Origin of the sequence: Oceanibium sediminis, assembly GCF_003265325.1 — a bacterium.
GTDB classification, from domain to species: Bacteria; Pseudomonadota; Alphaproteobacteria; order Rhodobacterales; family Rhodobacteraceae; genus Halovulum; species Halovulum sediminis.
Genome location: NZ_QGNX01000002.1, coordinates 587,163 through 598,804, shown reverse-complemented (window position 1 = coordinate 598,804; position 11,642 = coordinate 587,163). Strand labels below are relative to the sequence as shown.

Sequence of the window (11,642 nt, the reverse complement as noted above, 5' to 3'; positions counted from 1 at the left end):
TAGATCAAGAAAAAGCATGGTGAGTTATGGTTGCCAAACCGGTTCAGATAGGCGATTTGCACTTTTCAAAAAAGGGCGATGCAGATGCATTTTTCAAAAGGATGCTCTACAAGTATGATCTCGGCGACAAGGTTTCGGTCGAGGATGCCGCAATTCTAACAGAACTTATTGCGAAGCACCCAGAAGCTAACGAGAAGATCGGCGGCGGAATTGAAAGTTTTAGTGTAAGGTCGGCTGATTACGACACGCGGTGTTTCTGGGTGAACCGCACGGATGGCACCACTGTCAAGTTCTCCTCAAAGGCGTGCTATTAGTCCGGTGGCGTTACAAGCCACGGCTCGATGGGATGGGTCCAGGGCAAGGGAGCGCGAAAGCTTCCTTCCATGGTCTCGATGAAGTCGTCTCCATGAAATGGTCAGGGGTCTTGGGGGCAGGAACGCCCGCCAAGTCGATGGGGTGCAGGGGAGCGCCGAAGGCTCCCTTGCGAGTGGGTTTCAAGGGGCGGCGATACGCCCTTTGATCCATGGTTCGGTGCAGGTGGAGAGGGATGTCTCCAAGGCCTGCGAGTGGTTGACCGGCGATACGGTCTGCTGGCTCAGGAACGGGTTCAATGCCTTGACGGAGCCACGGCCTGGGGGATGCAACGGGGGCGCGCAGCGGCCCCCTTGCCAAGATGTGTTGTAGTACAACACACATCTTGCGGTCAGTCTTAACGGCAAAATGTAGTACATTCAGACACTTGTATTACACCGGCAGTAGCGGGCCGGATTTTTTCGTGATGCAGCGCAGCAACTTCGATAGCGCCAGCGTCGAGTGTTTCCTCGGTCATAGAGGACAGCACTCCCATGAAGAAACACAACGACCCGAACCCTGTCGGCAAGATGCTGGCCGGTGGCATAATAGCCGCCGTCACATGGAAGCTTGTCGTCCCGCTGAACTCGCACAGCGATCCGGTGAGCGCGCTCGCGCTTGGCGCTCTGTTTCTGGCGGGCGTCTGGGTGATCGGGGTTGGCGTGCTCGATCTGTTCGGCGTGATCCTGCTGCGGATCGCCCGCTGGAGGGCAGAAACCCCCACCGGAATCTTCGGCGAGGCGAAGTTCGCTGATCTGCGCGACTGCGCCGATTTCGGCCTCACCGATCCCGCTGGCCTGTTCCTCGGTGCGCTGAAAGGCGTCCCGCTCTTCTTCAAGGGCAAGGCTCACCTGTTGACCGTTGCGCCCGCCCGTCAGGGCAAGGGCATCGCGGTCGTCATCGCGAACCTGCTGCATTTCTGGGGCTCGATCTTTGTCACCGATCCCAAGGGGGAGCTGGCAGCGATCACGGCGCGCGTCCGGCAGGTGATCTTCCGTCAAACGACGATATTCCTGAACCCTGGCCGTCTGCACGATCTTCCGTCGCACAGGTATAATCCGCTCCAGCCGCTTATCGACATCTTCGCCGATCCGCGCCGTCATCATGAGCTCGGCGATGCAGTGCGCGGCATTGTTCTGCAACTAATCCCCGAGCCCGCTGGTGGGGACAAGAACCAGTACTTCCGCGATGGCGCGCGCAATCTGCTCGAAGGGTTGATCCTTTTTCTGGTCACGCGCGATAGGCCGGAAAAATGCACGCTGCCAGAACTATGGCGCATCGTCAAAAACACCCGCCGTCTCGAACTGACATTCGAGGTAATGGCGGACTCTGACGCGCTGGACGGCATGGTCGCGGATTACGGCGAAGAGTTTCTCTTCCAGATGGAGGATGGCGCAAAACAGTTCGCAGACTTCCGCACGGGCGTCTCAAACGCCCTCCAGATTTTCCGCCCAGGCGGCCCGCTCGCCAAATCTGTTTCCGCGTCTGACTTTCGCTTTGAGGACCTCAAGGCCAAAGGCACGACCATCTACGTCATGATCCCCGCCGAGCACATTGCCACTTACGCGCCATGGCTGGGGCTGATCACGCAACAGGCCATCAAGGCCGTCGCCAGGAACAAAGGCGACCAGCAGGTGCTCTGCCTGCTCGACGAGTTCGCCAATCTCGGGCGGCTTGCTGGGCTCGCGGAAGCGCTGACGCTCTTGCCAGGCTATGGCGTCCGTGTCTGGGCCATCGTGCAGGACCTCTCGCAACTCGTGCAGGTCTACGGGCGCGAGACCGCGAACATCATCTTGAGCCAGGCCGAAGTGAAGCAGTTCTTCGCCGTTCAGGACTTCGACCTTGCGCAGCGGCTCTCGAAGCTGCTCGGCGAGCGCTCGATCATCACGCGCAACTACAATCTCGGCCAGCGCCCCGAGGACGAGATCGGCGTCAGCGCGTCAGAACGCGGCGTGCCGCTCATGCTACCGCAGGAGATCATGACGCTGCCGCCTGAGCAGCAGCTCCTGTTCGTGAAGTCCGCGCCGCCCGTCCTCGCCGAGAAGGTGGCCTATTGGGATGTCGCGCCGTGGCGCGACTGGGCCGATCCGAACCCGATGGAAGGCGACCACCCGCGCAGCGGCAAGCCCGTCTTCCGCCTTCGCTACTCCGGCACAGGGAGCAAGTCATGAGCAGGATCAAGGTCGAAGTCACGAGCCGCAGGGGGCCGCGTCCGCGCAAGCGTCCGGTGGAGCCGACGAAGCGTCAGAAGGTTCTCGCTGCGCGACGCGCGCGGGCGGACCGGATCATCGCCGTGCTGCGCTGGCTGCTCAAGCCGCGCGTGGCGACTTGGGTGTGCGCTGCCGCGCTCGGTGTCTCCGTCACCTATGGCACGCCGCACGTACTGGTCACGTATCGCTGCATCAAGGACGGGCGCTGCTTCGAGTGCCGATACATCGGTATTCAGGGGATGCGCGAGCAGCTGGGCGCGCAATGGAATTGCCCCGTCTTTGTGATGATGCCCGTGAATTGGGCACCGCTAATCAGAAAACTCACCAATCAATAATAAGGAGAAGGCAATGAACCTGTTTCAGTTGTACCGACATTGGATTGATGGCGAGCCCCGTCTCGAAAGACGGGGGAATAGCGCGCGGATCAAGGCGGCGCATCGACTGCCCTCCAGTCGTGACATGGGCACCAGCCTATATTTCCTGGCTGTCGTTGCGACCGCCGCCTTGCTGATCTCGTACTACGCACCGGACATGGTATCGAATCCGGACGAGAACTATCTGCTCGCATTTGCGGCCTATGTGGTGATCGGTATCTCGAACGCTTTCGAGGCTCTGGCGGAGGTCGCACGCGCGGAACCGCGGGATGTACCGCTCGAAAACCTGCGCGGCTGGATGTTCGCGCTTTACTGGATCGGCGGCACGGTCCTCGTGATGGAGTTCGGCCCGTTCCAGCTTTTCACTTGGCTGGCCAATCGCGAGCACGTCACCGTCACCATCGATGATGAGACAGTGAGCGTCCGGCACAGGGTCCTGAGCTTCCCTAAGCGGATCGCGCGGGAGACCGTCGAAGACGTGCTGATCCTGCCCAATCATCGCTCAGGTCATGACGTGATGCTCCAGCATGAAGGCGGCCTGACGCGGCTTGCCAGCGTCCATGGCGATCTGACGCGACCCACACTCATCAAGTGCAGCGTGGAGCGCGCTCTTGCCGAACATACCACTGTTTCGGTCCAGCCCTGCAACTGAGGTGATCCATGAAGAAACCGTCGAACGATTTCAACCGCGTGTCTGACGCTCAAAGAGCGGCGCTCGAAGGTCTGCGGACCTATGCCGAAAGGCTGGCAGAGAAACAGGACGCCGCCCTCACCAACCATGACCTGGCCTGGGAAGCCGAGAAGCGCCGCTTTCAGCCAAAGCTCCAGAACGAATTCCACCTGGGCCGGATCACTCCGCGCCTCACGCAACGGGAATACCGGAGGCTGCGGGCGGAATTCTCGGAACGCCGCAAGACCATCGTCGATCACTACGCGACCAAACAAAAGGAAATCGCACGCATGAAGGAGGTCATACTGGATCGCTTCAACGAGCGGGCGCGTGAGCCGAGAAGAATCAGAACTTCCGAGCATACCAAACGCGACCATGACTCGGGACGAGAACGCTAGGCCAGAAAGCCGCCGTCAATGCGGCTTTGCAGCATAGAAAAAACCCCTCTGTTTTTGCGGAATTACCGCCAAACGCGGTAGAATAAAAATAGAGGCTTTAGTGTAGCAATACGAAAGATCGGAGCGACCGATGAAGCACTACAATAATGCCGACAACCCCAAAGAAATCCTGGAAGCCTTTTCGGCTTCGGCGCGTCCGACGCTCACAATCGATGTAGCACGGTATGAAGCGTTTCTTGAAAGCTCCGGTCTGACGCCAGAGCAGAAGGAGGAGTTTCTGGGGGCGATTTGGAGCATCATCGTCCCCTTCGTCGAACTCGGCTACGGCGTCCATCCGCTGCAAGAAGCCTGTGGAAAAGATCGTGAAAGTGGCAGTCCGCCTCCCGAACACGCCGCTGATGCGGTATCATCGGAGGATCACAACACAGTCAAAACCGTTGAGAAGCCTGCACCACCAGGCAAGCCGGAGGTCAAATGACAAACAAGAACAACGAGAAAGCCGACCTGCGCGCTGTCATCTACTGCCGCGTGTCCAGCACGCGGCAGAAAACCGAAGGCGGCGGGCTCGACAGTCAGGAGCACCGCTGCCGCCAGTATGCGGCGGCGCAAGGCTACGATGTCGAAGCCGTGTTCCCTGATGACGCCTCGGGCGGCGGGGACTTCATCAAGCGGCCTGGCATGGTCGCGCTGCTCGCTTACCTCGATGCGCAGGCTGACAAGAATTACGTGGTCATCTTCGATGATCTCAAGCGCTTCGCACGGGACACAGAGTTCCACATCAAGCTCCGGCGGGAGTTCCAGACGCGCGGCGCGCGGATCGAATGCCTCAACTTCAAGCTTGACGACACGCCCGAGGGCAAGTTCGTCGAGACCATCTTTGCCGCACAGGGCGAGCTAGAGCGCGAACAGAACCGGCGGCAGGTCGTCCAGAAGATGAAGGCGCGTGTGGAGAAAGGCTACTATGTCTTTTGCCCGCCTGTAGGCTACCGCTTCGCCAAGGATCGTATCCATGGCAAGCTTCTCGTTCGCGATGAACCCGTCGCTTCCATCGTCGCCGAAGCGCTAGAGGGCTATGCCGCAGGACGGTTCTCTTCCCAAAGCGAAGTCGTGCGGTTCTTCGAGTCAAAGCCGGAGTTTCCGAAATCGTCCAGCGATGGCTCGGTGAGGATCACCAAGGTTCGGGAGATACTCGAACGACCGACTTACGCCGGTTATGTGGAAGCGCCAAGCTGGGGCGTGGGGCTGCGCAAGGGGCATCATGAGCCGCTGATCAGTTTTGCCACGCATGAGCGCATTCAGGTGCTTCTCAAAGGAACTGCGCAGGCTCCAGCGCGCAAGGATATCAACGAAGACTTTCCGCTGCGGGGGTTCGTGCTCTGCGACGACTGCGGCGAGCCGATGACGTCTTGCTGGTCGAAGGGCCGGAACAAGCATTATCCCTATTACCTGTGTGACACGCCGTCCTGCGCCTCGAAGCGTAAGTCAATCCCGCGCGCCGATATCGAAGGCGGCGCAGAAGCGCTGCTGCGGTCGCTACAGCCCGCTAAACAGCTCTATGAGCTGGTACGAGCGATGTTCATCGACGCATGGAACATGAAGCTCACGCAAGCGCGGCAGGAGCAGAGCACGCTCGCAGCGCAGATCAATGACATTGAAGGCCAGATCGAGGCACTACTCGACCGGATCGTCGATGCGACCAGTCCGTCGGTGATTCAGGCGTATGAGAAGCGGATCGACAAGCTGGAGCGTGAGAAGATCAAGCTGGGCGAACAAGCGGCCATGAAGGTGCCGCCGAAGGGACGCCTGGAGGAATTTATCGAACACGCCCTGACGTTCCTCGGAAATCCTTGGAAACTATACGAAAACGGCGGCTTTGCGTTCAAGCGCACGGTGCTGAAACTGGCTTTCGCAGAGCCTCTGCGATACAGCCGCGATAATGGTTATCGAACCGCTAAAACCACCTTTCCATTCAAGGTGTTAGCGGACATTTCAACCCAAAAGTGCGGGATGGTGGAGCCAAGGGGAGTCGAACCCCTGACCTCTTGCATGCCATGCAAGCGCTCTCCCAACTGAGCTATGGCCCCGTGCCGGTTCGCGGGTGACCGCGTCAGGCTCCGTCCTATTAAGTGTGTGGCTTCGGCAGTTCAAGCGAAAAATTGTCGTGCCGGGGCGCGCGCAAGGACGGCTGCGCGCTGAGGAAGCCGAGGGGTGCGTTTTGGGACGCACCCCCCTTTCAATCAGTCGTCGTCGTCGTCCGAGGCGACGTCCGCGATCTCTTCCAGATCGACGGTTTCATCCTCGTCGTCGTCGAGCAGTTCGTCGCCGAGATCGGAATCATCGCTGTCATCATCATCATCGATCACGACGGCATCGACGTCATCGTCGGTTTTCGCCGTGGGTGCGGAATCCGCATCGCGCTTGTCCGGGCGCGTGCTGGATTTCTTGTTCAGGAGGCTCTCCAGGTCGAATTCCGCCCCGCAGTTCGGACAAGTCATCGGGTTCTGCTGCAAGTCGTAGAACCGCGTTTCGCAGCTTGGGCAAAGCCGTTTTACGCCCCACTCGTCTTTGGGCATGGTGTTCTCCTGCCTCAACCAAATCGAAAGCCGTCCCCTGCCATAGTGCATTGAGCTTGTCAAAGGCTTATCGCCGAAATGCCCCGCCCTCGCTGCGCCTGCGAAAAGCCTTGATGCAGTGCAAAAGCAGGCCTAAGTATTCAAGGGTAAAACATAAACGGAAGGCACCGCATGCTCTACCACGCCTATGAAATGACCCACGCTGCGATTTCCCCGATGCGCAGCTCGGTCCGAATGGCGCGGGACATGCTGACCTCGCCGCTCAACCCCTTTGCCGAGAGCTATCCCGCGCGCACCACCGCCGCGATGTTCGAGATGTTCATTTCCGCGACCCGCCGCTACGGCAAACCGGATTGGGATATCGAGACGGTGGAAGTCGATGGCGCCACCCTGCCTGTCGAAATCGACGAGGTTTACGAGTTGCCGTTCTGCAACCTGCTGCATTTCAACCGTGTGGGGGCAGAGGGGCGCAACGATCCCAAGGTGCTGATCATCGCGCCGATGTCGGGGCACTACGCCACGCTGCTGCTCGGCACGGTCAAGGCGATGCTGCCCGAGCATGACGTCTATGTCACCGACTGGATCGACGCGCGTGACGTGCCGGTTGTCGATGGCGAATTCGACCTGGACGACTACACCGACTACCTGATCGAGTTCTGCCAGTTCCTGGGCGAGGATGGGACGCGCCCGGCGGTCATGGCCGTGTGCCAGCCCGGCGTGCCGATGATGGTCGCGGCAACGCTGATGGCGATGGACGAGGACCCGGCGCGGCCCTCTTCGATGACGCTCATGGGCTCTCCGATCGATACGGCGTGCAACCCGAAGCAGCCCAACGAACTGGCGATGCAGCATCCGCTCAGCTGGTTCGAGCGGAACGTGATCGTGAGCGTCCCTTGGCCTAACAAGGGCGTGCTGCGGCGCGTCTACCCGGGGTTCCTGCAGTTGTCCGGCTTCATGGCGATGAACTTGGACCGGCACCGCGACGCCCATGTGCAGCATTTCCGCAACCTGGTGAAGGGGGACGGGGACAGCGCCGCCGCGCACCGGCGGTTCTATGACGAGTACATGGCCGTGATGGACCTGACGGCGGAATTCTACCTGCAAACCATCGAGCGTGTGTTCCAGAAGCGGCTGCTGGCCACCGGCATGTACCGCCACCGGGACCAGCTGATCGACCCCTCCGCGATCACCGACATCGCGTTGCTGACGGTCGAGGGCGAGAAGGACGACATCACCGGGCTTGGCCAGACCGAGGCGGCGCATCGCCTGGTCACAAATCTGCCCGAGTCCATGCGCGCGCATCATACCCAGGCCAAGGTCGGTCACTACGGCGTCTTCAACGGCTCGCGCTGGCGTGGTGAGATCCAGCCGAAGGTGCGGGATTTCATCCGCGCACATTATGATACGGTCGGCAAGCGCCCCGTGCTGAAGTCCGTGGACGCCGCCTGACAGGGTTGTGGTCAACCGGCCCTGAGCGGCGTGCAGTGCCCGGCTTTCCCGAGCTGACGGTACTGCTGCGCCGCTCGGCCCGGGCGCGGCGGCTGACGCTGCGCGTCTCGGCGAGCGACCATGCGATCACCCTGACGGTGCCCACGCGCCTGCCGCGCAGGCAGATCGACCGATTCCTGCAGGATCATGCCGGGTGGATCCGGGACCGCCAGGCCGCGCTGCCCGACCTGGTGGACCCCGCGCCGGGTGTCCGCATGCCGCTGGAGGGCAGGGAGGTCACGCTCGTCCGGGCGGCGGCGGGGCGGCGGGTGATCGAAACCGCTGAAACGCTGGAAGTGCCCGGCGATGGCGCGCAGTTCCAGTCCCGGCTGCGCGGATGGGTCCGCGAAACCGCCCGCGCCCGGGCGTCGGCCTATTGCACGGAATACACCGGACGCCTCGGGCAGGACATGCAGCGCCTGACCCTGCGCGATCCGCGCAGCCGCTGGGGGTCCTGCACGAGTACGGGCAACATCATGCTGTCCTGGCGGTTGCTGCTCGCCCCGCGCGAGGTCTTCGCCTATGTCGCCGCCCATGAAGTCGCCCACCTGGCAGAGATGAACCACAGCCGCGCCTTCTGGGACGTGGTCGAGCGTCTGTATCCCGATCACGCCCCTCTGCGGCACTGGCTCAGGGAAAACGGGGCGACGTTGCATCGCTTCCGGTTGTAGGACGAGCGCGTTAGCTGCGTGTAAGTGTGTTTGTTACGCCGGGGGTTCGGGGGCGCTGAAGTAGCTGCCGTGGATCCATGCCGGGTCATCCGTCCCGAAGGGCAGCACGATCTCGATCCAGGAGCCGTCGCGCTGTCCGGTCACCTGAAGCCGGTCGTCGCGGACGGCGCGGGCCACGACCGCGAAGGAGGTTCCGGGGCCGCTGCGGATATTGACGCTTTCGCCTGTCACAAGACCGCTGTTCCCCGGTTCGGCGCCCGCAGCGCCTGTCGGCATGGCAAAGACGGGGGCGCCGGTCGCGGTGAATTCCACGGCTTGAAGCTCGGCCTCGGTGATCAGGGGGGTGACGGGCGACAGCTCCGCGGTATCGGCGGCGGCCATGTCGAGTTCACGGATATCGATCGGCTCGGGCAGTGGATCGCTGGTTGCACGCGCGATGGTTTCGCCGGATTCCCCGGAAAGGGGCCCGCCGGGCGCGCTGCCCAGAAGGGCCGCGCCGCCAATGAGCCCGAATGCCGTCCAGGTTAGCAGCTCGGAATAAAATTGTGACATATCGTTCTCAGTTGCTCATTACTGTCTATCAGACCCACCGCCCCGATTCAGTGATTCTTGTTGGCCAACTTTAAGCAAAAGTACGTTGAATTTGTGCCGGATGCCGCAGCTTCCGTAACGGAACGCGGCCAATCCGAGCGGCGTACGCCCAATCATGAGCAGCTCTACCGCCGTCTTCGGACGCGGATCATGCATGGCGCGGTCGAGCCGGGGCAGGCGATGACCCTGCGCGGCATCGCCGCGGAATTCGGCGTGTCGATGACGCCAGCGCGCGAGGCGGCGCGCAGGCTGGTGGCGGAGGGGGCGTTGCAGAGCTCGTCCTCGGGGCGGATCACGACGCCGGTGCTGAGCAACGAGCGGATCGAGGAGCTGGCGGCGCTGCGGGCCTTGCTGGAGCCGGAGCTCGCCTCGCGCGCGCTGCCCCGTGCCCACGGCGCGTTGATCGATCGCATGACCGACATCAACGACCAGATCGAACGGGTCCTCGGCCATGGGGATGCGATTGCCTATGTCCGGCTGAACCTGGATTTTCACCGCAACCTGTATCTTCGCGCGCAGGCCCCGGCGATGCTGGCGCTGGCGGAGACGGTCTGGCTTCAGCTCGGGCCGTCCATGCGCTCGCTCTACTCGGAAAGCCGCCGCGCCGTGGTGACGGAAAGCCACTCAAAGATCCTGAGCGCGCTGCGGGCCGGTGATGAGCCGGGGTTGCGGGTGGCGGTGCGCGCGGACGTTACCTCGGGCTTGCGGATGCTGTTGAGCTGAGGGCGGGGGCCCTCGCCCTGCGGGCATCGGGGGGCGCCGCTGGTGCGGCGGTTCGGGGCGCTGCCCCGGACCCCGGAGTATTTTGGGAGAAAAGTGGGGGGCGGCCGCAATGGCGCGCCCCCTTTCGGTCAGGCGTGAATGGCGCCGTCGCCGCAGGCCAGCGCGGCTTCGCGCACCGCTTCGGAGAAGGTGGGATGCGCGTGGCACGTGCGGGCGATATCCTCGGCCGCGGCGCCGAATTCCATGCCGACGCAGATCTCGTGGATGAGGTCGCCTGCCATGGGGCCGATGATATGGGCGCCGAGGATACGGTCGGTGTCCTTGTCCGCCAGCAGCTTGACGAAACCGTCGCCTGCGAAGTGGCTTTTGGCGCGGGCGTTGCCCATGAAGGGGAATTTACCGACCTTGTAGGCGCGGCCTTCTTCCTTGAGCTGTTCCTCGGTCTTGCCGACGGTGGCCACTTCTGGCGCGGTGTAGATGACGCTGGGGATCACACCGTAGTTCACGTGACCGGCCTGGCCCGCGATGCGTTCGGCCACGGCCATGCCCTCATCCTCGGCCTTGTGGGCGAGCATGGGGCCGGTGACGACATCGCCGATGGCCCAGATGCCTTTGACATTGGTGGCGAGGTGGGCGTCAGTTTTCACTTGGCCCCGGTCGGTCATTTCCACGCCCGCCTCGGCAAGGCCCAGGCCTTCGGTATAGGGGGTGCGCCCGGTGGCGAGCAGGACGACGTCGGCGTCGATCGTCGCCTCGCTGTCGTCCTTGCGCTTCTTGTAGGTGACCTTCAGCTTGGTTTTCAGCTTCTCCACGCCCTGGACGGCGGAGCCCATGAGGAAATTGAAACCCTGTTTCTTCAGCATGCGCTGGAAGGTTTTCTGGATCTCGCCGTCCATGCCGGGGGTGATCTGGTCGAGGAATTCGATCACCGTCACCTCGGCGCCGAGGCGCTGGTAGACGGAGCCCATTTCAAGGCCGATCACGCCCGCGCCGATGACGACCATGCGCTTGGGCACCTCTTTCAGTTCCAGCGCGCCGGTGGAGGTGACGACGCGCTCCTCGTCGACCTCGACGCCCTTGAGTGTGGCGGAGGCGGAGCCAGTGGCGATTACGATGTTCTTCGCCGTGTGGGTTTCGTCGCCCACCTGGACCTGGCCGTTGCCGGCGATCTTGCCCCAGCCTTGCAGCCAGTCGACCTTGTTCTTCTTGAACAGGAACTCGATGCCCTTGGTGTTGCTGTCCACCGAGGACTGCTTGTAGGTCAGCATCTGGGGCAGGTCGACGGTGGGTTTCGCGCCTTTCAGGCCCATTTCGTCGAAATGGGCGTGCGCTTCGTGGTACATCTCCGAGGCGTGGAGCATCGCCTTGGAGGGGATGCAGCCGACGTTCAGGCAGGTGCCGCCCAGGGTGCCGCGCCCTTCGACGCAGGCGGTTTTGAGGCCGAGTTGGGCGCAGCGGATGGCGCAGACATATCCGCCGGGGCCGCCGCCGATCACGATCACATCATAGTCTGCCATGGATCAGGCTCCTGTCAGTTGCATGGCCGCGCGCAAACCCGCGGGCCGGATTGTGGTGAGTAGGTCTGGCAGCGCA

At 62.2% G+C, this 11,642-nt stretch carries 12 protein-coding genes, 1 tRNA gene and 1 pseudogene; 10 read left to right on the top strand and 4 right to left on the bottom strand.

The genetic code is table 11. The features are described from left to right. Positions 1-26: 26 nt before the first annotated feature. The 7 genes and pseudogenes from DJ029_RS08395 to DJ029_RS22090 all read left to right on the top strand — a co-directional run. Entirely contained in the window at positions 27-314 is a 288-nt protein-coding gene (locus DJ029_RS08395) for a DCL family protein (RefSeq protein ID WP_112321927.1), read from the top strand. Between the two features lie 531 nt (positions 315-845). Next, entirely contained in the window at positions 846-2,522 is a 1,677-nt protein-coding gene (locus DJ029_RS08385) for a type IV secretory system conjugative DNA transfer family protein (RefSeq protein ID WP_112321923.1), read from the top strand. Beyond that, positions 2,519-2,896, top strand: coding sequence for a hypothetical protein (locus DJ029_RS08380; RefSeq protein WP_112321921.1), 378 nt, complete (start codon positions 2,519-2,521; stop codon positions 2,894-2,896). Before DJ029_RS08385 ends, DJ029_RS08380 begins: the two co-directional genes overlap by 4 nt. Positions 2,897-2,909: 13 nt before the next feature. Then, on the top strand, positions 2,910-3,587 hold the full coding sequence (locus DJ029_RS08375; protein ID WP_157966309.1) for a hypothetical protein: 678 nt from the start codon (positions 2,910-2,912) through the stop codon (positions 3,585-3,587). A gap of 8 nt (positions 3,588-3,595) precedes the next feature. Beyond that, a complete protein-coding gene (locus DJ029_RS08370) occupies positions 3,596-4,003 on the top strand; it encodes a hypothetical protein (protein ID WP_112321918.1) in 408 nt (135 codons plus the stop codon). Between the two features lie 130 nt (positions 4,004-4,133). Beyond that, positions 4,134-4,481, top strand: a complete 348-nt coding sequence (locus tag DJ029_RS21700; RefSeq protein WP_157966308.1) for a hypothetical protein — start codon at positions 4,134-4,136, stop codon at positions 4,479-4,481. Beyond that, positions 4,478-5,497 (top strand): annotated as a pseudogene (locus DJ029_RS22090) (recombinase family protein); the annotation flags it as partial. The gene DJ029_RS21700 and the pseudogene DJ029_RS22090, both read left to right, overlap by 4 nt. Positions 5,498-6,011: 514 nt before the next feature. Here DJ029_RS22090 and DJ029_RS08355 read toward each other — a convergent pair. Then, positions 6,012-6,087, bottom strand: a tRNA-Ala gene (locus DJ029_RS08355). Positions 6,088-6,240: 153 nt separating this feature from the next. Beyond that, complete coding sequence (locus DJ029_RS08350) at positions 6,241-6,576, bottom strand: TIGR02300 family protein (protein WP_112321915.1); 336 nt, start codon at positions 6,574-6,576, stop codon at positions 6,241-6,243. Between the two features lie 171 nt (positions 6,577-6,747). Here DJ029_RS08350 and DJ029_RS08345 point away from each other — a divergent pair, with 171 nt between their 5' ends. Further along, positions 6,748-8,025 carry a polyhydroxyalkanoate depolymerase gene (locus DJ029_RS08345; RefSeq protein WP_112321914.1) on the top strand — a complete coding sequence of 426 codons (1,278 nt, stop codon included), beginning with the start codon at positions 6,748-6,750 and terminating at the stop codon, positions 8,023-8,025. Between the two features lie 35 nt (positions 8,026-8,060). Next, a complete protein-coding gene (locus DJ029_RS08340; RefSeq protein WP_232823013.1) occupies positions 8,061-8,735 on the top strand; it encodes a M48 family metallopeptidase in 675 nt (224 codons plus the stop codon). A 33-nt stretch (positions 8,736-8,768) separates the two neighbouring features. Here the strand turns inward: DJ029_RS08340 and DJ029_RS08335 are convergent, their stop codons facing one another. After that, positions 8,769-9,287, bottom strand: coding sequence for an SH3 domain-containing protein (locus tag DJ029_RS08335; RefSeq protein ID WP_112321910.1), 519 nt, complete (start codon positions 9,285-9,287; stop codon positions 8,769-8,771). A 93-nt stretch (positions 9,288-9,380) separates the two neighbouring features. On the opposite strand from DJ029_RS08335, the gene DJ029_RS08330 reads away from it, so the two are divergent. Further along, positions 9,381-10,049 (top strand): GntR family transcriptional regulator, encoded by a 669-nt coding sequence (locus DJ029_RS08330; RefSeq protein ID WP_232823012.1) that lies wholly within the window; start codon positions 9,381-9,383, stop codon positions 10,047-10,049. 128 nt (positions 10,050-10,177) lie between these two features. Here the strand turns inward: DJ029_RS08330 and lpdA are convergent, their stop codons facing one another. Next, positions 10,178-11,566 carry a dihydrolipoyl dehydrogenase gene (gene lpdA, locus DJ029_RS08325; RefSeq protein ID WP_112321906.1) on the bottom strand — a complete coding sequence of 463 codons (1,389 nt, stop codon included), beginning with the start codon at positions 11,564-11,566 and terminating at the stop codon, positions 10,178-10,180. Positions 11,567-11,642 lie beyond the last annotated feature (76 nt).

What these genes read in the sequence shown, in the direction of transcription:
- DJ029_RS08385 (WP_112321923.1), top strand. Translation starts at nt 846, where the DNA reads ATGAAGAAACACAACGACCCGAACCCTGTCGGCAAGATGCTGGCCGGT.
- DJ029_RS08380 (WP_112321921.1), top strand. Translation starts at nt 2,519, where the DNA reads ATGAGCAGGATCAAGGTCGAAGTCACGAGCCGCAGGGGGCCGCGTCCG.
- DJ029_RS08395 (WP_112321927.1), top strand. Translation starts at nt 27, where the DNA reads ATGGTTGCCAAACCGGTTCAGATAGGCGATTTGCACTTTTCAAAAAAG.
- DJ029_RS08345 (WP_112321914.1), top strand. Translation starts at nt 6,748, where the DNA reads ATGCTCTACCACGCCTATGAAATGACCCACGCTGCGATTTCCCCGATG.
- DJ029_RS08370 (WP_112321918.1), top strand. Translation starts at nt 3,596, where the DNA reads ATGAAGAAACCGTCGAACGATTTCAACCGCGTGTCTGACGCTCAAAGA.
- lpdA (WP_112321906.1), bottom strand. Translation starts at nt 11,566, where the DNA reads ATGGCAGACTATGATGTGATCGTGATCGGCGGCGGCCCCGGCGGATAT.
- DJ029_RS08335 (WP_112321910.1), bottom strand. Translation starts at nt 9,287, where the DNA reads ATGTCACAATTTTATTCCGAGCTGCTAACCTGGACGGCATTCGGGCTC.
- DJ029_RS08375 (WP_157966309.1), top strand. Translation starts at nt 2,910, where the DNA reads ATGAACCTGTTTCAGTTGTACCGACATTGGATTGATGGCGAGCCCCGT.
- DJ029_RS08350 (WP_112321915.1), bottom strand. Translation starts at nt 6,576, where the DNA reads ATGCCCAAAGACGAGTGGGGCGTAAAACGGCTTTGCCCAAGCTGCGAA.
- DJ029_RS21700 (WP_157966308.1), top strand. Translation starts at nt 4,134, where the DNA reads ATGAAGCACTACAATAATGCCGACAACCCCAAAGAAATCCTGGAAGCC.